This window comes from Hymenobacter roseosalivarius DSM 11622 (assembly GCF_900176135.1).
Lineage (GTDB): Bacteria > Bacteroidota > Bacteroidia > Cytophagales > Hymenobacteraceae > Hymenobacter > Hymenobacter roseosalivarius.
Genome location: NZ_FWWW01000071.1, coordinates 1 through 22,595, shown reverse-complemented (window position 1 = coordinate 22,595; position 22,595 = coordinate 1). Strand labels below are relative to the sequence as shown.

The following is a 22,595-nucleotide window of genomic DNA, read 5'->3' as shown; positions in this document are numbered from 1 at the left end:
GTCTGAAAGCGAATTAGCGAACGGCGTGACCTTTGGCTTTAGCAACAATGCCTTCCGCTAGGTTATTCGGTACTTGCTCGTAGTGTGAGAAGGTCAGGGAAGCTGAAGCGCGACCCGAAGAAATAGTGCGCAGATCGGTAACGTAACCGAACAGTTCCGACAGCGGTACGTCGGCCTTGATGAGCTGAGCACCAGCTTTGGTGTCCATGCCTTTCATCAGTCCCCGACGACGGTTCAAGTCACCAGTTACGGGACCCGTATACTCATCCGGGCAAACTACCTCAACGGCCATGATGGGCTCCAGAATCTTGGGGCCGGCCTGACGGGCAGCTTCGCGGAAACCACCACGGGCAGCCAACTCAAACGACAACGCGTCGGAGTCAACGTCGTGGAAGGAGCCGTGGAACAGGCGCACTTTCATCGAGTCCAAGGGGAAACCGGCCAGAGGGCCGTTTTTCATGGCTTCCTCAAAACCTTTCTGAATCGGCGCAATAAATTCGCGGGGAATCACACCACCTACGATGCCATTCTCAAACTCAAAACCAGGCTTCTCTGGCTCGGTCTCTTTCGGACCAAGCTCGAATACGATGTCGCCGAACTTACCACGGCCACCCGTTTGCTTCTTATAGGTTTCGCGGTGCTCGACTTTCTTGGTCAAAATCTCCTTGTAGGCCACTTGCGGCGCACCTTGGTTGATTTCCACCTTGAACTCGCGACGCATCCGGTCGATGATGATTTCTAGGTGCAACTCACCCATGCCGCGCAGAATCGTCTGGCCCGTCTCCGGATCGGTGTTTACCGTCAAAGTTGGGTCTTCTTCTACGAGTTTGGCAATGGCCATACCCATCTTATCAACGTCAGCCTGCGTTTTTGGCTCAATAGCGTAGCCAATTACCGGCTCAGGGAAGCTCATCGACTCCAGCACAAGCTTGTGCTTCTCATCGGTCAGCGTGTCACCCGTTTTGATGTCTTTGAAACCAACACCAGCCCCGATGTCACCAGCCTCAAGGCGGTCAATCGGGTTCTGCTTGTTGGAGTGCATCTGCATCAGGCGCGAGATACGCTCCTTCTTCTCCGTGCGGTTGTTATACACGTAAGAGCCAGCCTCTAGCACACCGCTGTAGCAGCGAAAGAAACACAAACGACCAACGAAGGGGTCAGTAGCAATTTTGAAAGCTAAGGCTGCGAAAGGGGCTTCCGTATTCGGCTCCCTAACTTCCTCTTCGTGGGTATCAGGATTGGTGCCAATGATGGGAGGCATATCCAGCGGCGAAGGCAGATAAGCCATTACGCCGTCCAGCATCGACTGCACCCCTTTGTTTTTGAAGGCCGAGCCGCACATGACGGGCGAGAACTTCATGTCGATAACCGCCTGGCGGATCACGACCATCATCTCCTCGCGGGTAATGCTGTCCGGGTCATCGAAGAATTTCTCCAGCAGTGCGTCATCATACTCGGCAACGCTCTCCACCAGCTTCTGACGCCATTCGGCCACTGTTTCCACGAGGTCCTCAGGAACAGGGATTTCGTGGTAGGCTTTGCCCTGCGTAGCATCATCCCACACGATGGCTTTGCCTGTAAGCAAATCCACCACGCCCTTGAACGTGTCTTCAGCACCAATTGGGATTTGCAGCGGCACGGGGTTAGCGCCCAGCTTGTCCTTAATCTCAGCTACTGCCTTGAAGAAGTCAGCACCAGCACGGTCCATCTTATTGACGAAGCAGATACGTGGCACTTTGTACTTATCAGCCTGACGCCATACAGTCTCCGACTGAGGCTCCACGCCCGACACTGCGCAGAACAACGCTACTGCGCCATCCAATACACGCAACGAGCGCTCTACCTCTACGGTAAAGTCTACGTGACCAGGAGTGTCAATCAGGTTGATTTTGTACTGCTTGGTTTCGTCAGTGGGTTCGCCGCTGGCGTCGGTCGGGTAGTTCCAGAAGGTAGTGGTGGCAGCCGACGTAATCGTGATGCCCCGCTCCTGCTCCTGCTCCATCCAGTCCATCGTGGCCGCACCTTCGTGCACCTCCCCGATTTTGTGGGTTTTGCCCGTATAATACAGAATGCGCTCCGAAGTCGTGGTCTTACCGGCGTCGATGTGCGCCATAATCCCAATGTTGCGGAGGTATTTGAGGTCTTGTTTAGCCATTTGATTTGTAGGGTCCTAAGAGCTTGGGGACTAAAGAGCGTAGAAATGATACAACATCTCCTGAAGCTCCTTAGTCCCCAAGTCCCTAATTTTCTCCTTTAAAAACGGAAGTGCGAGAAAGCCTTGTTGGCTTCCGCCATCCGGTGCGTATCGTCTTTCTTCTTCACGGAAGCACCTTCGCCTTTAGCGGCGGCGATGATTTCGCCGGCCAGTTTATCCTTCATGGTCTTCTCACCACGACGACGAGCGTACTGAATCATCCACTTGGCACCAACAGAGATGCGACGGTCAGGACGAACTTCGATCGGCACCTGGAAGGTAGCACCACCTACACGGCGACTTTTCACTTCTACGGTAGGCATCACGTTGTTCAGGGCCTTGCGCCACATTTCGAGGCCACTCTCTTTGGTGCGCTGCTCCACTAGCTCGCAGGCCTCATAGAAAATGCTGTACGCTAGGTTCTTCTTTCCGTCATACATCATGTAGTTGACGAAACGGGTTACTAACGTCTCCTTGTATTTAGGATCAGGCAGCAGGATGCGCTTTTTTGGTTTTGACTTTCTCATTTTATCAGAAGTGAGTACCGAGAAGTGAGAAGTGAGATAAGAACTGCGTCTCACCTCTCACTCCTTACTACTCATCTCTTATTTAATTATTTTTTCTTGCCGGGTGCTGGCTTGCCACCTTTGCCGGTTGCAGCGGGCTGCCCTGGCTTCGGACGCTTAGCGCCATACTTCGAACGACGCTGCGTACGACCACCTACGCCAGCAGTGTCAAGAGCACCGCGGATGATGTGGTAACGCACGCCGGGAAGGTCCTTCACGCGGCCACCGCGAATCAGCACGATGCTGTGCTCCTGCAGGTTGTGGCCTTCGCCTGGGATGTAGGCGTTGACTTCTTTGCCGTTGGTGAGGCGCACACGAGCGACTTTACGCATCGCCGAGTTTGGCTTCTTGGGCGTAGTGGTATATACACGGGTGCAAACGCCACGGCGCTGCGGGCAGGAATCGAGTGCCGGCGACTTTGACTTAGTCGTCAGCTTTTCTCTTCCCTTTCGTACTAACTGATTGATGGTAGGCATCTACGGAATGGTTTGTCAAGGAGGGTTCTCTCCCAAAAAATTAGGCTTGCAAAGGTATAGAAGTTGCTTTACAATAGCAAACAGGTTGAAATAGTTTGTTTTAGGGAAAGTGCTTTATAGCAAGTGACTTATCTCCTGCCTCACTTAACCCTTACAACTAGCCTATCATTTGTATCACAAAAGCCTTAGATAATAGCTGGGGGGCTTTTTGGATTCCTCTCTAAGTATTGAAGGCAATCTTAATAAGGCTCAGCTTATCTATAAAGTTTACGCCTCGCCCATTGTGCCACCGAAGTTCATTGGGAAGTTTGGCATATCAGGCTGCGTTTTAATTTGCCCGAACGTCTGCTCGAAGCGGTCTACATTATCAGCCAGCGCTGCCAAAAGACGCTTAGCATGTTCCGGCGTTATTACAATGCGAGCCTTAACCTTTGCCTTCGGCAAGCCCGGCATAAGCCGGATGAAGTCGATAACAAACTCCCCACTGCTGTGCGCAATCATAGCTAGATTGGCGTACTCACCTTCCGCAATTTGTTCAGACAACTCAATGTTGATTGCGTTCGGATCCTGGGGGGCATTTTGATCAGGAGGTTGATTCATATAATAAGGTTGGGGGGCAAATAATAGGTTGAAATCAAAATTAGTGAAAAGAGAAAAGCCGACCGGAAAGTATCCAGTCGGCTTTTCTCTTTACTCACTTATCAAATACTACTCCTGAATCGAAGCCTCACGCTTGCTTGCGCGAGCAGGACGCTTTGTTTCAGTGTCAGCCTTGGGTGCAGCGGCCGCTGCTTCCATCTCATCTTTCGAGCCCACAACCTGACGCGTATACTCGCGCAGGCCGGTACCAGCCGGGATAAGGTGACCAACGATTACGTTCTCCTTCAGGCCCAGCAGCTCATCAGCCTTGCCACGGATAGCCGCTTCGCTAAGCACCTTGGTCGTCTCTTGGAAGGAAGCGGCCGAGATGAAGCTTTGCGTGCCCAACGAGGCTTGGGTGATGCCTTGCAGTGTCGGACGAGAAACCGAAGGCTGCGCGTCGCGCACTTCTACGAGTTTTAAGTCGCGGCGCTTTAGGCTGGAGTTCTCGTCGCGCAGGCGGCGGGCACTCACAATCTGACCAGGCTTCAGTTCCGTAGAGTCGCCAGCCTCAGTAACCACCTTCATATCGATGATGGTATCGTTCTCCTCCATGAAGACGATCTTGTCGATCACCTGATTTTCGAGGAAAGTTGTGTCGCCGGCATCGAGGATAACCACCTTTTGCATCATCTGGCGAACTACCACCTCAATGTGCTTATCGTTGATTTTCACACCCTGCAAGCGGTATACTTCCTGAATCTCGTTCACGAGGTATTCCTGCACAGCACCCGGACCCTGAATGCTCAGGATATCGGATGGCGTGATAGCACCATCAGAAAGCGGCATACCAGCACGAATGAAGTCATTATCCTGCACCAGAATGTGCTTGGACAGCGGCACCATGTACTTCTTCTTCACGCCGTCTTTCGACTCAATGAAGATTTCACGGTTACCACGCTTCACAGTACCATACGTTACTACACCGTCGATTTCCGACACGACAGCCGGATTCGATGGGTTACGAGCTTCGAACAGCTCCGTTACACGAGGCAGACCACCAGTGATGTCGCGGGTCTTACCGATAGCGCGGGGAATCTTAGCCAGAATGTGACCAGCCTTGATCTTGTCGCCATTCTCCACATTAAGGTGCGAACCTACTGGGATGCTATAGCTCTTCTGACCTTCGGTGTCGCCTTTCTTACCAGCTCTAACGATGATTGATGGGTTCTGATCCTTAGCTTTTGATTCGATGATAACCTTTTCGCGGTGACCTGTCTGCTCATCTGATTCCTCACGGTAGGTGATTCCTTCCGTGATAGCATCGTATTGAACAGTACCGTCGAATTCAGAAAGGATGACAGCGTTGTAAGGATCCCAGTTGCAAAGCTCATCACCCTTCTCTACTTGCTGACCTTCGTCAACAATCAGGAAAGAGCCATAAGGAACGTGGTTCGAGATGAAGACTTTGCCAGTAGCAGAATCTACAATCCGAACTTCGCCTGAGCGACCCATTACTACTTTGCCCTTCACACCTTCATCGGTGGTAGTAGCTACCGTACGAATATCTTCGAACTCAACCGTACCTGCGAACTTAGCACGGATGCTAGCTTCAACAGCAATGTTAGAAGCCGTACCACCTACGTGGAAGGTACGCAGAGTAAGCTGAGTACCAGGCTCACCAATAGACTGAGCGGCAATTACACCAACAGCCTCACCTTTCTGCACCATGCGGCCAGAAGACAGGTTACGGCCGTAGCACTTGGCGCAAATACCACGCTTCGACTCACAAGTCAGTACCGAACGGATTTCCACCGTCTCAATAGCTGTATTGTCAATCAAGCGAGTGATTTCCTCAGTGATTTCTTCGCCAGCAGCTAAGATTATCTCATCATTCAGTGGGTTCACAACATTGTGAACTGCCACACGACCGAGGATACGCTCAGCCAAAGATTCTACGATGTCCTCATTGTCCTTTAAGGCCGAAACCTCAAGTCCACGAAGAGTACCGCAGTCCACCTCGTTCACGATTACGTCCTGCGATACGTCTACCAGACGACGCGTCAGGTAACCAGCATCAGCCGTTTTCAGTGCTGTATCGGCGAGGCCTTTACGAGCACCGTGGGTTGAGATGAAGTACTCGATAACGTCCAGACCTTCTTTGAAGTTAGACAGAATCGGGTTTTCAATAATCTCACCAACCGAGCCTTGCAGCGACTTCTGCGGCTTAGCCATTAGACCCCGCATACCGCCGAGCTGACGAATCTGCTCACGCGAGCCACGAGCACCGGAGTGCATCATCATATAGATCGAGTTGAAACCCTGGTTCTCCTTTTCGAGGCGGCCCATGAGCGTCTCCGTGATCTGGTTGTTGATACGCGTCCAGATGTCAATAACTTGGTTGTAACGCTCGTTATCGGTAATCAGACCCATCTGGTAGTTTTGGGTTACTGCTACCACGTCGGCCTGAGCCTGAGCAATAAGGGCATCCTTCTCCTTCGGAATCTGAATATCACCCAGACCCATCGACAAACCACCTTTGTAAGCCGACTGGAAACCCAGTGTCTTGATGTCGTCGAGGAACTGAGCCGTGCGGGCCATGCCCGTACGCTTGAACACAAGCGAAATAATCTGCTGCAGCTTTTTCTTAGTCAGCAGCTCGTCAACGAAACCTACTTCCTCAGGAACAAGCTGATTGAACAGAACACGTCCGGCTACGGTCTCAATGATCTTGGTAACAAGCTCATCGTTCTCGTTCCGCACTTTCGTACGAACTTTAATAAAGGCGTGCTTCGAAAGCTGACCTTCATTGATAGCAATTACAACCTCTTCGTCTGAGTAGAAGATACGGCCTTCGCCTTGTACCTTCTCTTCATCGGTGCTGCGCTTGCCTTTTGTTACATAATACAGTCCGAGTACCATGTCCTGCGACGGTACCGCGATAGGTGCGCCGTTGGCTGGGTTCAGAATGTTGTGCGAAGCCAGCATCAACGTTGAAGCTTCCAGGATAGCAGCCGGTCCTAGTGGAACGTGCACAGCCATCTGGTCACCGTCAAAGTCAGCGTTGAAAGCCGTACAAACGAGTGGGTGCAATTGGATTGCCTTACCTTCTATCAGGCGAGGCTGGAACGCCTGGATACCTAAGCGGTGCAAGGTAGGAGCACGATTAAGCAGGACTGGATGGCCTTTCAGCACGTTCTCCAGAATGTCCCACACTACAGCATCCTTACGATCTACAATTTTCTTCGCTGATTTCACCGTCTTCACAATACCGCGCTCAATGAGCTTACGGATGATGAAAGGCTTGAACAGCTCAGCTGCCATATTCTTTGGCAGACCGCACTCATGCAGCTTCAACTCAGGACCAACTACAATAACCGAACGGCCAGAATAGTCAACACGCTTACCAAGCAAATTCTGACGGAAACGGCCCTGCTTGCCTTTCAGCATATCGGACAGCGACTTTAGGGCACGGTTACCTTCGGCGCGCACGGCGTTTACCTTACGCGAGTTGTCGAACAGCGAGTCTACAGCTTCCTGCAGCATGCGCTTCTCATTCCGCAGAATCACTTCAGGAGCCTTGATTTCGATAAGGCGCTTGAGGCGGTTATTACGAATGATAACGCGACGGTACAGGTCATTCAGGTCGGAAGTAGCAAAACGCCCCCCATCCAATGGAACAAGCGGACGCAGTTCCGGTGGAATCACCGGCACCATGCGAATCACCATCCATTCGGGCTTGTTCTCAATGCGAGTAGCCGCATCGCGGAAAGCTTCTACTACACGCAGACGCTTCAGCGCATCAGCTTTACGCTGCTGCGAAGTCTCGTGTGCTGCGGAGTCGCGAAGGCTATAAGAAAGCTCATCAAGGTTTGTACGCTCCAACAGGAGTTGCAGCGCGTCAGCCCCCATACGGGCAATAAACTTATTCGGATCTTCATTGGGCAACATCTGATTCTCCCGGGGGAGTTTATCGATGATGTCCAGGTACTCGTCTTCTGTGAGGAAGTCAAGCTGCTGTACGCCCTCTTCGGCCAGCACGCCCGGCTGCACCACTACGTAGCGCTCGTAGTAAATAATCTGGTCGAGCTTCTTGGTGGGCATGCCCAGCAAATAGCCAATCTTATTGGGCAGAGACTTGAAGTACCAGATGTGAGCAACAGGCACCACCAATTCGATGTGGCCCATCCGCTCCCGACGCACCTTTTTCTCAGTCACCTCTACGCCGCAACGGTCGCAGATGATGCCCTTATAACGGATGCGCTTGTATTTGCCGCAGTGGCATTCCCAGTCCTTCACAGGACCGAAAATCCGCTCGCAAAACAGGCCACCCATTTCAGGCTTGTACGTCCGGTAGTTGATCGTCTCGGGTTTTACTACTTCACCGTTCGACCGCTCCAGAATGGATTCGGGCGAGGCCAGCGAGATAGTGACTTTCGAGAAGTCCTGCACCAGTTTTTTATTCTTTGCAAACGCCATACTGTCGTTTTTCTAAAAACTATGTCAGAAGTAAAATGTGCTTTGCAGCCTATCGTAACACTAGAGCTGGCGCGGCCCGTTCCAATTAATCAGAACTCGGGCCGCGCCTTTTTCTAGTTATTCAAGCGTGATTTCCAGTGCCAGACCACGTAGCTCATGAATGAGTACGTTGAACGACTCAGGAATATTTGGCTTGGGTAGCACGTCGCCCTTCACGATGGCTTCGTAAGCTTTGGCTCGGCCAACAACGTCGTCCGACTTCACCGTCAGGATTTCCTGCAGTACGTTCGACGCACCGAAGGCCTCCAACGCCCACACTTCCATTTCGCCGAAGCGCTGACCACCAAACTGAGCCTTACCACCCAGCGGCTGCTGCGTAATAAGCGAGTATGGTCCGATAGAACGGGCGTGCATCTTGTCATCCACCAAGTGACCTAGTTTCAGCATATAGATAACACCCACGGTTACCGGCTGGTCGAACTGCTGACCAGTCAGACCATCGTGCAAATAAGAACGTCCAAAAATTGGCAGTCCAGCCTCCGCGAGTTCTTTGGATACTTCATCTTCGGTAGCACCATCGAAAATCGGGGTGGCGTAGGTACGACCTAGCTTGAGGCCAGCCCAGCCTAGTACAGTCTCATAAATCTGACCGATGTTCATACGGCTTGGTACACCGAGCGGATTAAGCACGATGTCCATTGGCGTACCATCAGCGAGGAAAGGCATATCCTCATCGCGCACGATGCGGGCGACAACGCCTTTGTTACCGTGACGACCAGCCATTTTGTCCCCCACCTTCAGCTTACGCTTCTTGGCGATGTAAACTTTGGCCAACTGTACGATACCAGCGGGCAGTTCATCACCCACTTCCAGCGTAAACCGGTCGCGCTTGAAACGAGCCGTGATAGTGTTGCGGCGCTTGGCGTAATTTTTCACCAATTGTAGCAGCATGCCATTCACTTTCTCGTCGGCGGTCCAGTTCTCCAGGATCAGGTCCTTGAACATGTTCACCTCTTCCGGCACAGCGTAGTTGCTCTCATCCTTATAAGGGTTCTTCTCGGGGAAGAGCGCCTCGGTGACGTTCTTCTTACCAAACTTCACTCCTTTAGACAAGATCTCATCGCCAAACTTGTGCTTCACACCCTGAGAGGTTTTGCCCTCCAGAAGTTGCACCAGCTTTTCAACCATCACCGACTTCACGCTACGAAGTTCTTGGGCGTAGCGGTCTTTCAACTCTTCTACCTCCTTCTTCGACTTAGCACGCAGGTTCTTGTCCTTCTTAGGACGTGAGAACAGCTTAGTGCCGATAACTACACCGTTTAAGGATGGCGGCGCCTTAAGCGAAGCGTCTTTCACATCACCAGCTTTGTCACCAAAGATGGCGCGGAGAAGCTTCTCCTCAGGCGTCGGATCGGTCTCACCCTTAGGAGTGATCTTACCAATCAGAATATCGCCCTCCTTCACCTCAGCGCCCAAACGGATGATACCGTTGTCGTCGAGGTTACGAACAGCTTCTTCGCTCACGTTCGGGATTTCCGACGTCAACTCCTCCTCACCACGCTTCGTCTCCCGAACTTCCAGCTCGAATTCCTCAATGTGGATAGAAGTGAATATGTCATCACGAACTACACGCTCCGAAATAACGATAGCATCCTCGAAGTTGTAACCCTGCCATGGCATAAAGGCCACCTGCATGTTACGACCGAGAGCTAGTTCACCCTTGTTGGTGCCATAACCTTCACACAGCGGCTCACCCTGCTTTACGCGCTGGCCTTTCTTCACCAGCGGCGTGAGGTTGATGCATGTATCCTGGTTGGTACGACGGAACTTGATCAAGTCATATGATACTCGCTCTGCATCGAAGCTCACGAGGACATCTTCAGCAGTCAGATCATAGCGAACGATGATCTTATTAGCATCAACATAATCAATCTCACCATCGCCTTCGGCCACAACCAGCGTACGAGAGTCAATAGCAGTACGACCTTCCAGACCCGTGCCCACGATAGGAGCTTCAGGACGGAGCAGTGGTACGGCCTGACGTTGCATGTTCGAGCCCATCAGTGCGCGATTGGCGTCATCGTGCTCCAAGAACGGAATCAACGAAGCAGCTACTGATACAATCTGGTTCGGCGCAACGTCCATATAGGAGTACTCCGCTGGCTCTACAACTGGGAAGTCACCTTCAAAACGGCCTTTAACAAGCTCTGATAAGAAGTTACCCTTATCATCGATGCGAGCATTAGCCTGCGCGATGTGGTGAGTGTCTTCTTCTTCAGCGGTCAGATACTTCACTTCATGACTTACGTCCACCTTGCCTTCTTTTACAGCGCGGTAAGGCGTTTCGATGAAGCCCATGCCATTCACGCGAGCGTGAACGCATAGTGAAGAAATCAAACCAATGTTTGGTCCTTCAGGAGTCTCGATGGTGCACAAACGCCCGTAGTGGGTGTAGTGTACATCACGCACCTCGAAACCAGCACGCTCACGCGACAGACCTCCTGGCCCCAGTGCCGATACGCGACGCTTGTGCGTCACCTCGGCCAGCGGGTTAGTTTGGTCCATGAACTGAGAAAGCTGGTTCGTACCGAAGAAGGAATTGATAACCGATGACAACGTACGAGCGTTGATAAGGTCAACAGGCTTGAAGTCCTCATTGTCGCGCACGTTCATGCGCTCCTTAATAGTACGCGCCATACGGGCCAGGCCTACGCCAAACTGAGCGTAAAGCTGCTCCCCTACCGTACGTACCCGACGGTTAGACAAGTGGTCAATATCATCGACTACTGCCTTCGAGTTGATAAGACCGATCAGGTACTTCACGATGAGAACGATGTCCTCATTAGTCAGTACCCGAGCTTCCCAGTTCTTGTCAAGACCGAGCTTTTTATTGATACGGTAACGACCAACATCACCGAGGTCGTAGCGTTTATCAGAGAAGAACAGCTTTTGGATGATGTCGCGAGCAGTTTCCTCGTCAGGTGCCTCTGTATTACGGAGCTGACGATAAATTTGCTCTACAGCTTCCTTCTCCGAGTTGGAGTTGTCCTTCTGAAGGGTGTTATAAATAATAGCGAAGTCGGCGATGTTTACATTCTCTTTGTGGAGAATGATAGACTTTGGACCCGCATTCAGGATGGTATCGATGTCCTCTTCCTGAATAGTAGAGTCACGCTCCAACAGAACTTCGTTACGATCGATAGAGACCACTTCACCGGTATCCTCGTCCACAAAGTCCTCTGTCCAGGTACGTAGCACCCGAGCAGCCAACTTACGACCTACTGCCTTTTTCAAGCTCTTCTTCTCTGCCTTTACCTCCTCTGACAAACCGAATAGATCGAGAATGTCTTTATCAGTTCCGTAACCGATAGCACGAAGCAAAGTAGTCACCGGAAATTTCTTCTTCCGGTCAATGTAAGCGTACATCACGTTGTTCACGTCCGTGGCAAACTCAATCCACGAGCCTTTGAACGGGATGATACGCGCTGAGTACAGCTTAGTACCGTTGGTGTGCTTGCTTTGGGCAAAGAACACACCAGGTGAGCGGTGCAACTGTGATACAATAACACGCTCAGCACCGTTGATAACGAACGAGCCTTTTTCGGTCATGTAAGGGATATTTCCCAAAAACACTTCCTGCTCAATCGTCTCGAAGTCCTCATTATCCGTATCGTTGCAGATAAGACGAAGCTTAGCCTTCAACGGTACAGAATAAGTCAAGCCACGGTCAATGCACTCGTCGACCGAATACTTCGGCGGGTCGACGTGGTAATCCATAAACTGTAGCACAAAATTCTCGCGCGAGTCCGAGATTGGAAAGTTCTCCGCGAACACCTTAAACAGGCCTTCGTCGGCACGGCTTTCGGCCGCAGTCTCCAACTGAAAGAAATCCTGGAACGACTGCAGTTGCACGTCCAAAAAGTCCGGATACTCGATAACTTTTTTAATCTTGGCGAAATTGATTCGCTCAACGGCTTTCTGCAAAGCCTCTGCTTTCGGTGTAGCCAATGCGTTTGGGTCTTAAGAAATGGACACTGAAGCTTACTAACTCTGGTCAACCTGACCATTCCCACCTACGTACCCGTAGGCACGAAAAGCCGCAATGCGGCGCTGGGGGGCATTTTATTAAAACTTATAGCCTACAAACAGGAAAAGACCTGGCTTAGTTGCCAGGCCTATCCAAGTTTATAGGAGAAAAAGCGGGCCGCAGCTTACTTAACTTCTACTTCAGCGCCGGCTTCTTCCAATTGCTTCTTCAGCGTGTCGGCTTCATCTTTGGTAACACCTTCTTTCAAAGGCTTAGGAGCACCGTCAACTAGTTCTTTGGCTTCTTTCAAGCCAAGACCAGTTAGGTCCTTTACCAACTTAACTACAGCCAGCTTAGCGCCGCCAGCAGCCTTCAGAATTACGTCGAACGAGGTCTTCTCCTCGGGAGCTTCAGCAGCAGCGCCACCGCCGCCACCAGCCATCATTACTGGAGCAGCCGCAGCAGGCTCAATGCCGTACTCGTCCTTCAGGATAGTAGCCAGTTCGTTTACTTCTTTCACCGTCAGGCTAACGAGCTGCTCAGCGAATGCTTTCAAATCTGCCATTTCTGTAGATTGTTAAAAAAAGGTTATTGAATCGTTTGGAAATTGAAAGTGAAAAAGATGAGCAGCGGTTAGCCTGCAACCTCTTCTTTTTCGGAAAGTGTCTTGAGGATACCAGCCAATTTGCTGCCGCCGCTCGACAGAGCAGAGATAACGTTCTTGGCAGGTGATTGCAGCAGGCCGATGATTTCACCGAGCAGTTCCTGCTTGCCTTTGATAGTGCTAAGCATTTCTAACTGATTAACACCGACGTAAACGCCACTGTCAATATATGCTCCTTTGAGAGCTGGCTTAGGAACTGCAGTTTTGCTGTAGTTCTGCTGCTTATAGAAATCCTTTAACAGTTTGGCCGGTGCGTTACCTGACTCTTTCGAGAACAGAATGCCTGATTGGCCTTTCAAAGCCTCATCCATCTCGGCAGTATCGCCACCGAGGGTATCGAGTGCTTTGCGGATCAACGTGTTCTTGTACACTTTGTACTCCATCCCGCGGTTGAAGCACAGGCGACGGAAATCGTTGATCTTCGCCACGGACATCGTAGAGGCATCCGTGATATAGAACGCGTTGTGCGATTGAAACTTTTCGCTCAACTCGTTGACGAGGTCTTGTTTTTCTTCCCGGGTCATAGTTCGTCGTCAGTTAGTTAGGCGGAAGTTACCGTCGTGTCTACCGGAACAGCCGGGCTCATCGTGCTCGAAAGCGTGATGCTCTTGATGTAAGTACCCTTAGCCGATGAAGGCTTCAGTCGCGTAAGCGTTTGAATTACTTCGAAAGCATTTTCGGCGAGCTTATTATCGTCGAAAGATACTTTGCCTACGCTGCAGTGAATGATGCCAGTCTTGTCAACTTTAAAGTCGATTTTACCAGCTTTTACTTCCTGTACAGCCTTGGCTACGTCAGTGGTAACAGTACCCGACTTAGGGTTAGGCATTAAGCCACGAGGGCCGAGTACGCGACCCAGACGACCTACTTTAGCCATTACTGACGGCATCGTAATAATTACGTCGATGTCAGTCCAGCCTTTCTCGATTTTCGAGATGTAGTCATCAAGGCCAACAAAGTCAGCACCAGCAGCAGTTGCTTCGGCTTCTTTATCAGGTGTTACTAGAGCTAGTACACGAACGGTTTTGCCGGTACCGTGGGGCAACGTAGCTACGCCACGCACCATTTGGTCGGCTTTACGGGGGTCAACGCCCAAACGCACGTCAATGTCAACAGATGAGTCAAACTTAGTGTAGGTGATATCCTTCACTACTTTCGCTGCCTCAACTAATGAGCGAACTTGCGTTAAGTCGTGCTTAGCAAGGGCTTCCTTGCGTTTTTTGCTAACTTTTGCCATGAGATTTTCTAGGTTTAAAAGTTAGTTTGCGAAGGGAGAATCGCCCTTAACGGTGATACCCATGCTGCGGGCGGTGCCAGCAACAAGCTTCATAGCCGACTCAATCTTGAAAGCATTGAGGTCAGCCATTTTGGTCTCAGCAATTTGGCGCACCTGATCCCAGGTAACCGAGCCTACCTTATTCCGGTTGGGCTCCTTCGACCCGCTCTGGATCTTTGCTGCTTCAAGCAGCAAAACCGGCGCGGGGGGTGTTTTCACCACAAAGTCGAAAGACTTATCGGTGTACATGGTGATCAAAACGGGACATACTTGGCCGGCCTTATCTTGAGTGCGCGCATTGAACTGCTTGCAGAACTCCATGATGTTAAGGCCTTTGCTACCAAGTGCAGGTCCAACCGGCGGCGAAGGATTCGCAGCGCCTCCCTTTATCTGCAGTCGCAGATAACCTCTAATTTCTTTGGCCATTGGGGTTGAAAGGCTTCAGGCTTGCAGGTCGTAACACCGTGGGCCCTCAGTTTAAAATTTGCTTCGAAATACTATGTGGAAGCATCACCAGCTCGAAGCGACTAGCCAGCGACGATAAAATCTATGACTATGATTCCTTCTCGACCTGCGTGTAGCTTAGCTCCATGGGAGTACTACGGCCGAAAATCTTGACGATAACATTGAGCTTTTTACGCTCTTCGAATACTTCGGAAACTGTACCGGAGAAGCCGCTGAAGGCTCCATCGATTACTTTCACCAATTCACCGGTGATGAAAGGAGTTTCCAGCGAAGCTGTTTGCTCCTCCTGCTCATCTACAATTCCTAAAATGCGGTTCACTTCCGATATATGTAGCGGAGCAGGCTTGCTGGTGGCCGTCTTATTGTCCTTACTACCTACCCAGCCGATAACACCGGGCGTACTAGTAATGATATGGTCAACCTCGCCGTGGGCCAGATCGGCGTGAATGATGATGTAGCCCGGATACAGGTTCCGCTCTCGGACGCGCTTTTTACCATTGCGCATCTCGAACACCTTCTCTATCGGAATTAGTACCTGTGGCACCATCTCCGTCAGATTGTGTCGGCCAAGTTCCGTTTCCAGATACTGCTTAGCCTTTTTCTCCTGCCCGCTTACGGAACGAACTACATACCACTTCAACTCTCCCATTGATCAGCCGATTAACGGAATGAATTGTAAAAAGCTTGAAGGCTCGTATTGAAAACCAAGTCCATAGCACCAACAATGGCCGCAAAAATAAGTGAACCAAGTAGTACCAGACCAGCACTTTTCTGCAGTTCCTCGAAAGAAGGCCACGTTACCTTGTAGCGCATCTCCTCAGTCGTCTCGCGGATATAATTTGTCAGCTTACTCATGTCTGGAGCCGGATTAGGCTTTAAGATTAGACCAGATAAACGATCTTTTTGCACGGGCGGAGAGATTCGAACTCCCATCAAAGGTTTTGGAGACCTCTATTCTACCCTTGAACTACGCCCGTAAAAAATGTACCCTACGAAACAAAAGCCTCAATTGGGAGTGCAAATGTAAGGTAAACTAGGTTCAAAACAAATCCGCCCCCGATTTTTCGGGGGCGGATCGTCTTGACTGTTAATAATTAGTCGAGGATTTCAGTCACCTGACCAGCACCTACGGTACGGCCACCTTCGCGGATAGCGAAGCGGAGACCTTTCTCCATAGCTACTTTGCTGATCAACTCCACTTGGATAGTGATGTTGTCACCAGGCATTACCATTTCTACACCTTCGGGTAGGGTGATAATACCAGTAACGTCAGTGGTACGCAGATAAAACTGGGGGCGATAGTTGTTGAAGAATGGCGTGTGACGGCCACCTTCTTCTTTCGACAGAACGTAAACTTCAGCTTTGAACTTCTGGTGAGGAGTTACCGAGCCTGGCTTGCAAATAACCATGCCGCGACGGATGGCTTCTTTTTCAATACCTCGCAGGAGCAAACCAACGTTATCACCAGCTTCGCCGCGGTCAAGGATTTTGCGGAACATTTCCACACCTGTTACGGTCGACTTCAAGCCAGGAGCTGCACCCATACCGAGGATATCAACCTGCTCACCCGAGTTGATGATACCACGCTCAATACGACCAGTTGCTACCGTGCCACGACCCGTGATAGAGAACACGTCCTCTACAGGCATCAGGAAGGGCAGGTCGGTCAGACGAGCAGGAATCGGAATGAAGCTGTCAACAGCAGCCATTAATTCCTCAATCTTGGGAACCCAATTGGCATCACCATTCAGGCCACCCAAAGCCGAGCCCTGGATGATTGGAATATTGTCGCCGTCGAAGTCATAGAAAGAGAGCAGCTCACGGATTTCCATCTCAACGAGTTCGAGCAACTCGGGGTCGTCGACCATGTCGACTTTGTTCATGAATACTACCAGTTGAGGTACACCTACCTGGCGAGCCAGCAGAATGTGCTCACGGGTCTGGGGCATTGGGCCGTCAGTAGCAGCTACCACGAGGATAGCACCGTCCATCTGAGCAGCGCCCGTTACCATGTTCTTCACATAGTCAGCGTGACCTGGGCAGTCAACGTGAGCGTAGTGACGGTTTTCGGTAGCGTACTCTACGTGCGACGTGTTGATAGTAATACCGCGCTCTTTTTCCTCAGGAGCGTTGTCGATCGAGGAGAAGTCACGCTTAGCAGCCAAACCTTTGCCCGCCAGTACCATAGTGATAGCAGCGGTCAGGGTGGTTTTGCCGTGGTCGACGTGCCCGATCGTACCGATGTTCACGTGCGGCTTGGAACGATCAAAATTTTCTTTGGCCATTGTAAAGAGATTAGAGAAATGTAATGAGGATGAGAGTGAAACGCGACTGAACTAACCTACAAGAAAGCGAAACGCAGCGCTATGTTAAAAGCTTCTGCATATCGCTCTATCTTGCTGACAGATCCAAACGGTGCAGTCGCGCTGCTCCGCCGGTATTCATATTGATGTATTGAGCCATTTATGGGATTTGAACCCATGACCTCTTCCTTACCAAGGAAGTGCTCTACCACTGAGCTAAAACGGCTTAATTCGGTTCTTACTTATCCCTTAACAGCTTAACAAAACAGTGACTGCTAAATAACAAAGAGCGGGAGACGAGGTTCGAACTCGCGACCTACAGCTTGGAAGGCTGTCGCTCTACCAACTGAGCTACTCCCGCGATATCAAGCTTAAAAACTTGAGGGTTGAAACATAAAAAAGATGCCACTACAGCCACCATTTTCAATGCCTCAATTCTCAAACTTTTATACTTACTCAGTGGGGAGAGAAGGATTCGAACCTTCGAAAGCTTACGCTAACAGAGTTACAGTCTGTCCCATTTGGCCGCTCTGGAACCTCCCCTAATATGTTTTCTCTACCATTTATAGAGAATACTTTCCCTTTAAAACAACTACCTTAAAGTGGTAGGGCGGCAAAAGGAGTTGCAAAATTAACGGCTTTCTGATGTAAGTCAAGCTCACAGGCGAAAAGCTTTCAATATTTTTTCTGGCTGTGTGTGATAATTTTTAAAAAATAGCCACCCACACGTTGAGTTCAGTCGGCTGATTTTGAAGCTAATCAATTGCCTGAGAGCTATAAAGACAGGGCCTGACTTTACTGAAGCAAGGTATACATCGTCTTCAGGTTAGGGTCTTTTTCTTTCATGCGAATATCCTGAAGCGTCGTTTTTAAGGCAGGCATACTAGAAGCCATCGTACTTAAGGCCTTGTATGCGCCGAGCCGGACAATATCGCGCGAGTGAGAGCGGGCATAGCTCTCCAGACGCTGAATTCCTTTATCACGCTCAACTGGAGGCATTCGCAGCATAAAGATGGCAAAGCTCTGTAAGTAGGATTCATACAGATCTTCGTCGCTTACTTCGCCCATACGGCCCAGATACCATTGGTACTGCTCGACACCACCATTGAGAGCATAGTAATTGGATAACGCACCTAATAAGCTGGGGCCGGCATTTTCCCGAAGCTTATTTATTTGAGTTCTCGACTCAATAGTGGGCGCCTTGGCCAGCGCATTAAGAGCGGCACCAACTACAAGATTGGAACTGTCCGTAAGGGCGACAGAGTATACAGAGCCAAAATCTTCATTTTGAAAGGAAGACAGGCTTGTTAGAGCGGCGGCTCGGACTTGGCTTTTCTTGTCCCTAGCTGCCACGCGTTGAAGCTCAGATCGTACGGCATTGCCTTCCGACCCTTTGTACCGCCGGAGCGCTTCTGCCGCCGCTTGGCGCACGGCCCAAAAGCTGTCGTTCAAAGCGTTGCGCATCATACCGCTTACAGCCAGGTCGGCTAGTTTGGGGCGCAGCTTTTCAATGGCTTCGTATTTCTGCAAGTAGCTACGAGCGTGATAATACTGATAGAGCAGTTCGTCTTGCGTTAGCTCTTCCTCAATATCCGCTAATAATTGCCCCCCAGAATCAAACTTCACCAAGGCAGGACGCTGACTGGCCGGTAGTTGAAACGTTTGGTTAGCCTTCGTGACAACGATACGATGGTCAGTAGCCTGGTTATTTACCCAAGTTGTGACGGTGATAGGCAAACGATAAATAGGTGAGAAGGTAGAATCCTGCAATTGCTGAACGCGCAGTGCGATTTGCCCCCCAGCATAGCTATGCGTAACGCGTAGCTCAGGGTGGCCCCGTTGCAGAAACCACTGGTCAAAGAACCACATCAGATCCTCGCCGGTCACATCCTCGAATGCAGTACGCAACTCAGACAACTCAACGGCTGTGTATTTGTGTTGAGTCAGATAGCGGTTCAAAGAAGCAAAAAAGGCTTCATCACCCACCTGCTTACGCAGCATGTGCAGTACCCGTCCTCCCTTATTATAGGAGTGTCGGTCGAACATATCCTCCTGGCTAGCATACTGATAGCGTATAAGTGGCTCACGCTTACTCCGGGCCTCATCCAAATATTGGCTCAGGCTTTTTTGCTGTACTAAAGCAGCGGCATCAGCACCGTACTTGTGCTCAGCCCACAGAAATTCCGAGTAATCGGCAAATGACTCGTTGAGAGGCAAATTGGACCACGACTCGCTCGTGACGTAATCACCGAACCAATGATGAAATAGCTCGTGGGTGATGGTTGACTCAGCGTCGTAGTTCATGTCCAGGATATCGCGCACTGACCGCTGTACGATGGACTGCTCAAACGTAACGGCGGTCGTGTTTTCCATTGCCCCCGACACGAAATCATGTACGGCGATTTGGGAGTATTTCTCCCACGGAAAGTCTACGCCGAGCTTCTGGGAGTAGAACTCCATCATTTCGGGTGTGTTCCCGAATATTGCCTTGGCCGTGCTTTGATACTGTGGGTCAACGTAATATTCTACTGCTTTGCCCCGCCAAGTGTCGCTCACCACAGCAAAATTACCCACGGCCAGCATGGTTAGGTAGGGCGCAGCAGGTAATGACTGTTTCCACACATCCGTGCGAGTGCCATCAGAGTTCTTTTTAGAAGAAACCAGCAGACCGTTAGATAACGTTTTGTATTGCGCCTCCACCGTCATGGCAATCTCCTGGGTCATCCGCTGATTTGGCTTATCAATGGTCGGAAACCAGCAGGAGTTAGCCTCAGTCTCTCCCTGCGTCCAGATTTGCTTCGGCTTGTCTTTCTCGGTGCCCAGCGGGTTTATAAAGTACAGACCCTTATTAGAGGTAATAGCCGCACTACCATTGGAAGGCAGTTCATTGGGCTTCGCTATATAGTTGATACGGACTTGATACGTCTCAGAACGCGTGTATTGGCGGTCCAAGTTAATCGTCAGCCTACGCTTATCGTAGCCATAAGTAAGCGTCTTGTCTTTATTACCCGTAACCAAACGTACGTTTTTGATGTCGAAGCCTTTGGCGTTGAGTATAACTTGGTTCTGCGTATAGAAATGCGGACGTAGCGTAAGCAAAGCGGTACCCAGCAGCTGTTGCTTGGACCAATCAAACCGTACGTCGAGCTTCGTATCAAGTACGTCGGTGAGGATGGTAGCCGATGGCTGTGCAGGATTGGTGGGGGGCAACCAAGAAGGGACGACTATTGAGGTAACTGGTGCCGTTTGAGTGCTTGGCGATGCAGCTGTAGAGGGGGCTTTTTTGGTTACGGCCGCTTTGGTTGCCGCCGGCTTGTTGGATTTCACCGCTTGAGCCGGAGCCCCGAAGTGACACGTAAGGACCAGGCTAAGAGCGCCGAGGACCGAGTATTTCATGCTGGGTGGCAATAAGGAAAGGATGGCTAAAGTTCCGAAATTATTTCAGATTTGGCCTATCTTTAAGCCCCTTTCCGTCTTTTACTGCCCTTACCCTATGCTGCAAGTGCGCACCGGACCCAATCAAATATGGGACATTGAGTACCAAGCCAACAGCTCCATCAGCGTAGATAATGAGCCCTTTAATTGGGACATCGTAGCACTAGGCTCCGGCCGCTACCACATACTGTATGAGGGGCGCTCCTACTCTGCTGAGCTAATCACGATTGATTATGCGGCCAAAACACTTCAACTAAAGCTGAATAATCGCCTCGTGGAGGTGCAGGCCAAAGACCGCTTCGATTTACTGCTCGATAAGTTGGGGATGAGCAATGCTACGGCCAGCAAGGTGAACGAGTTGAAAGCCCCAATGCCCGGTCTGATCGTGGATATCCGGGTAGAGCCCGGCCAAACGGTACAGAAGGGTGACCCGCTTCTGGTATTGGAAGCAATGAAAATGGAGAACATTCTAAAAGCACCGAGCGACGTTACGATCGGAGCCATCAAAATAAATCTGCGCGATAACGTGCAGAAGGGTCAGGTGCTCGTACAGTTCACCTAAATGCGTTTGGAATGGGTAGTATAGGCTACCCTTTTTTGTAAGCATCTTATCCACCAACTCCCACCATTTTGAAGTACAAACGAATCCTGCTCAAGCTAAGCGGCGAGGCGCTGATGGGCCAACAGCAATACGGTATCGACGCCGCTCGATTGATGCAGTATGCCGAAGAAATAAAGGCGGTAGCGGCTACGGGTACGCAGCTAGCTGTAGTAATTGGCGGCGGCAATATCTTTCGGGGCGTGCAGGCCGAAACTTTTGGCCTCGATCGGGTGCAGGGTGATTATATGGGAATGCTAGCCACGGTTATTAACTCAATGGCCTTGCAGAGTGCCCTCGAGAAACTCGAGGTGAATACTCGCCTACTGTCCGGCCTTACTATTCAGCAAGTGTGCGAGCCTTATATCCGGCGGCGGGCGCTGCGGCATCTGGAAAAAGGCCGCGTGGTTATTTTTGGAGCTGGCATCGGCTCGCCATACTTTACCACTGACTCGGCGGCTTCCCTTCGAGCTATTGAGATTGAGGCTGATGTGGTGCTGAAAGGCACTCGCGTAGATGGCATTTACTCAGCTGACCCGGAGAAAGACCCTTCCGCCGTTCGTTATCCTGAAATCTCCTTTGATGAGGTGATAGAGAAGAATCTGAACGTGATGGATATGACTGCTTTCACGCTCTGCAAGGAAAACAACCTGCCCATCGTTGTATTCGACATGAACAAAACCGGCAACTTGCAGCGTCTGATTGACGGCGAGAATATCGGTACGCGGGTGTCCATGGAAGGCGCTAGGGGGCAAATTTCGGAGGCCAAGCATAGCAGCCTGCAACCTAATCTGAATTCACCAGCTTAATACTTTTCACATCTGACATTATGCGTACTGAATAGCGCCTACCGAATTAATCGATAGGCACTATTCAGGATTCAACTTTTAACATTCAACATTTCCACAATGGACGAAGAAATTCAGTTTTATCTGAGCGAGGCGGAGGAATCGATGGGGAAGGCCCTGCAACACACCAGCCTGGAGTTGAGCCGCATTCGGGCAGGCAAAGCTTCGCCGGCCATGCTGGAGGGTTTGCGCGTGGATTATTATGGTACGCCTACTCCTATTAGCCAGGTAGCCAATATTTCCGCGCCCGACGCCCGCTCGCTTTATATCAAAGCCTGGGAGAAAAATATCGTCAGTGAGATAGTAAAGGCTATTAAGAACAGTGACCTGGGCCTCAACCCACAGTCCGACGCGGAAGGCGTACGCCTGAATATTCCGCCCATGACGGAAGAGCGCCGCCGCGACTTGGTAAAGCAGGTAAAAAACGAGTCGGAAGGCGGCAAGGTGCGTATTCGTGGTATTCGCAAAGACGTGAACGAATCGTTGCGCAAGCTGCTAAAGGAAGGCGCTGCCGAAGACGCGGTAAAGGACGCCGAAGCCAAAGTGCAGAAAGCCACTGACAGCTACATCACCAAGATTGACGACCTGATGAGTAAGAAAGAAGCCGAGATTATGACGGTGTGAGCATGCTTACTTCTTAACAAAAAAGCCCCCCAGACAAGTCTGGGGGGCTTTTTTGTTAGTT

General features: G+C 50.7%; 17 protein-coding genes and 4 tRNA genes. 3 read left to right on the top strand and 18 right to left on the bottom strand.

What is annotated here, in order from left to right; translation table 11 throughout:
• Positions 1-13 precede the first annotated feature (13 nt).
• The 18 genes from fusA to B9A24_RS11560 all read right to left on the bottom strand — a co-directional run bounded on the left by fusA (position 14) and on the right by B9A24_RS11560 (position 20,425).
• Positions 14-2,155 carry an elongation factor G gene (gene fusA, locus B9A24_RS11645; protein WP_084445988.1) on the bottom strand — a complete coding sequence of 714 codons (2,142 nt, stop codon included), beginning with the start codon at positions 2,153-2,155 and terminating at the stop codon, positions 14-16.
• Positions 2,156-2,253: 98 nt separating this feature from the next.
• Positions 2,254-2,721 carry a 30S ribosomal protein S7 gene (rpsG, locus tag B9A24_RS11640; RefSeq protein WP_084445985.1) on the bottom strand — a complete coding sequence of 156 codons (468 nt, stop codon included), beginning with the start codon at positions 2,719-2,721 and terminating at the stop codon, positions 2,254-2,256.
• Between the two features lie 86 nt (positions 2,722-2,807).
• Positions 2,808-3,236: a 30S ribosomal protein S12 gene (gene rpsL, locus B9A24_RS11635; RefSeq protein WP_084445982.1), complete on the bottom strand. Its 429-nt coding sequence runs from the start codon at positions 3,234-3,236 to the stop codon at positions 2,808-2,810.
• A 267-nt stretch (positions 3,237-3,503) separates the two neighbouring features.
• A complete protein-coding gene (locus B9A24_RS11630) occupies positions 3,504-3,836 on the bottom strand; it encodes a DUF3467 domain-containing protein (protein WP_084445978.1) in 333 nt (110 codons plus the stop codon).
• Positions 3,837-3,944: 108 nt separating this feature from the next.
• Complete coding sequence (rpoC, locus tag B9A24_RS11625) at positions 3,945-8,294, bottom strand: DNA-directed RNA polymerase subunit beta' (RefSeq protein ID WP_084445975.1); 4,350 nt, start codon at positions 8,292-8,294, stop codon at positions 3,945-3,947.
• Positions 8,295-8,411: 117 nt separating this feature from the next.
• On the bottom strand, positions 8,412-12,302 hold the full coding sequence (gene rpoB / locus B9A24_RS11620; RefSeq protein WP_084445972.1) for a DNA-directed RNA polymerase subunit beta: 3,891 nt from the start codon (positions 12,300-12,302) through the stop codon (positions 8,412-8,414).
• A gap of 203 nt (positions 12,303-12,505) precedes the next feature.
• On the bottom strand, positions 12,506-12,886 hold the full coding sequence (gene rplL, locus B9A24_RS11615) for a 50S ribosomal protein L7/L12 (protein ID WP_084445969.1): 381 nt from the start codon (positions 12,884-12,886) through the stop codon (positions 12,506-12,508).
• Between the two features lie 68 nt (positions 12,887-12,954).
• Positions 12,955-13,509, bottom strand: coding sequence for a 50S ribosomal protein L10 (rplJ, locus tag B9A24_RS11610; RefSeq protein WP_084445966.1), 555 nt, complete (start codon positions 13,507-13,509; stop codon positions 12,955-12,957).
• Between the two features lie 17 nt (positions 13,510-13,526).
• Positions 13,527-14,222: a 50S ribosomal protein L1 gene (gene rplA / locus B9A24_RS11605; protein WP_084445964.1), complete on the bottom strand. Its 696-nt coding sequence runs from the start codon at positions 14,220-14,222 to the stop codon at positions 13,527-13,529.
• Between the two features lie 21 nt (positions 14,223-14,243).
• Complete coding sequence (gene rplK, locus B9A24_RS11600; RefSeq protein ID WP_084445961.1) at positions 14,244-14,687, bottom strand: 50S ribosomal protein L11; 444 nt, start codon at positions 14,685-14,687, stop codon at positions 14,244-14,246.
• A 127-nt stretch (positions 14,688-14,814) separates the two neighbouring features.
• The gene (nusG, locus tag B9A24_RS11595) at positions 14,815-15,375 is read right to left on the bottom strand and encodes a transcription termination/antitermination protein NusG (protein WP_084445958.1); all 561 of its coding nucleotides are present in this window, start codon (positions 15,373-15,375) and stop codon (positions 14,815-14,817) included.
• An 11-nt stretch (positions 15,376-15,386) separates the two neighbouring features.
• Positions 15,387-15,635, bottom strand: coding sequence for a preprotein translocase subunit SecE (gene secE / locus B9A24_RS11590; protein WP_317044240.1), 249 nt, complete (start codon positions 15,633-15,635; stop codon positions 15,387-15,389).
• A tRNA-Trp gene (locus B9A24_RS11585) sits at positions 15,633-15,703 on the bottom strand. The genes secE and B9A24_RS11585 overlap by 3 nt, the downstream gene beginning before the upstream one ends.
• Before the next feature lie 117 nt (positions 15,704-15,820).
• Complete coding sequence (tuf, locus tag B9A24_RS11580; RefSeq protein ID WP_084445952.1) at positions 15,821-17,011, bottom strand: elongation factor Tu; 1,191 nt, start codon at positions 17,009-17,011, stop codon at positions 15,821-15,823.
• 172 nt (positions 17,012-17,183) lie between these two features.
• A tRNA-Thr gene (locus tag B9A24_RS11575) sits at positions 17,184-17,255 on the bottom strand.
• Between the two features lie 62 nt (positions 17,256-17,317).
• Positions 17,318-17,390 (bottom strand) — tRNA-Gly (locus tag B9A24_RS11570).
• 99 nt (positions 17,391-17,489) lie between these two features.
• Positions 17,490-17,572 (bottom strand) — tRNA-Tyr (locus B9A24_RS11565).
• Between the two features lie 252 nt (positions 17,573-17,824).
• On the bottom strand, positions 17,825-20,425 hold the full coding sequence (locus tag B9A24_RS11560) for a M1 family metallopeptidase (RefSeq protein ID WP_084445949.1): 2,601 nt from the start codon (positions 20,423-20,425) through the stop codon (positions 17,825-17,827).
• Positions 20,426-20,522: 97 nt separating this feature from the next.
• Here B9A24_RS11560 and B9A24_RS11555 point away from each other — a divergent pair, with 97 nt between their 5' ends.
• The 3 genes from B9A24_RS11555 to frr all read left to right on the top strand — a co-directional run bounded on the left by B9A24_RS11555 (position 20,523) and on the right by frr (position 22,534).
• The gene (locus B9A24_RS11555) at positions 20,523-21,026 is read left to right on the top strand and encodes an acyl-CoA carboxylase biotin carboxyl carrier protein subunit (RefSeq protein ID WP_084446128.1); all 504 of its coding nucleotides are present in this window, start codon (positions 20,523-20,525) and stop codon (positions 21,024-21,026) included.
• 68 nt (positions 21,027-21,094) lie between these two features.
• Complete coding sequence (pyrH, locus tag B9A24_RS11550; protein WP_084445946.1) at positions 21,095-21,871, top strand: UMP kinase; 777 nt, start codon at positions 21,095-21,097, stop codon at positions 21,869-21,871.
• A gap of 99 nt (positions 21,872-21,970) precedes the next feature.
• Positions 21,971-22,534 (top strand): ribosome recycling factor, encoded by a 564-nt coding sequence (frr, locus tag B9A24_RS11545; protein ID WP_084445943.1) that lies wholly within the window; start codon positions 21,971-21,973, stop codon positions 22,532-22,534.
• Positions 22,535-22,595 lie beyond the last annotated feature (61 nt).

Coding starts and splice junctions, on each gene's coding strand:
- fusA (WP_084445988.1), bottom strand. CDS start 2,155: ATGGCTAAACAAGACCTCAAATACCTCCGCAACATTGGGATTATGGCG.
- rpsG (WP_084445985.1), bottom strand. CDS start 2,721: ATGAGAAAGTCAAAACCAAAAAAGCGCATCCTGCTGCCTGATCCTAAA.
- rpsL (WP_084445982.1), bottom strand. CDS start 3,236: ATGCCTACCATCAATCAGTTAGTACGAAAGGGAAGAGAAAAGCTGACG.
- B9A24_RS11630 (WP_084445978.1), bottom strand. CDS start 3,836: ATGAATCAACCTCCTGATCAAAATGCCCCCCAGGATCCGAACGCAATC.
- rpoC (WP_084445975.1), bottom strand. CDS start 8,294: ATGGCGTTTGCAAAGAATAAAAAACTGGTGCAGGACTTCTCGAAAGTC.
- rplL (WP_084445969.1), bottom strand. CDS start 12,886: ATGGCAGATTTGAAAGCATTCGCTGAGCAGCTCGTTAGCCTGACGGTG.
- rplJ (WP_084445966.1), bottom strand. CDS start 13,509: ATGACCCGGGAAGAAAAACAAGACCTCGTCAACGAGTTGAGCGAAAAG.
- rplA (WP_084445964.1), bottom strand. CDS start 14,222: ATGGCAAAAGTTAGCAAAAAACGCAAGGAAGCCCTTGCTAAGCACGAC.
- rplK (WP_084445961.1), bottom strand. CDS start 14,687: ATGGCCAAAGAAATTAGAGGTTATCTGCGACTGCAGATAAAGGGAGGC.
- nusG (WP_084445958.1), bottom strand. CDS start 15,375: ATGGGAGAGTTGAAGTGGTATGTAGTTCGTTCCGTAAGCGGGCAGGAG.
- tuf (WP_084445952.1), bottom strand. CDS start 17,011: ATGGCCAAAGAAAATTTTGATCGTTCCAAGCCGCACGTGAACATCGGT.
- B9A24_RS11560 (WP_084445949.1), bottom strand. CDS start 20,425: ATGAAATACTCGGTCCTCGGCGCTCTTAGCCTGGTCCTTACGTGTCAC.
- B9A24_RS11555 (WP_084446128.1), top strand. CDS start 20,523: ATGCTGCAAGTGCGCACCGGACCCAATCAAATATGGGACATTGAGTAC.
- frr (WP_084445943.1), top strand. CDS start 21,971: ATGGACGAAGAAATTCAGTTTTATCTGAGCGAGGCGGAGGAATCGATG.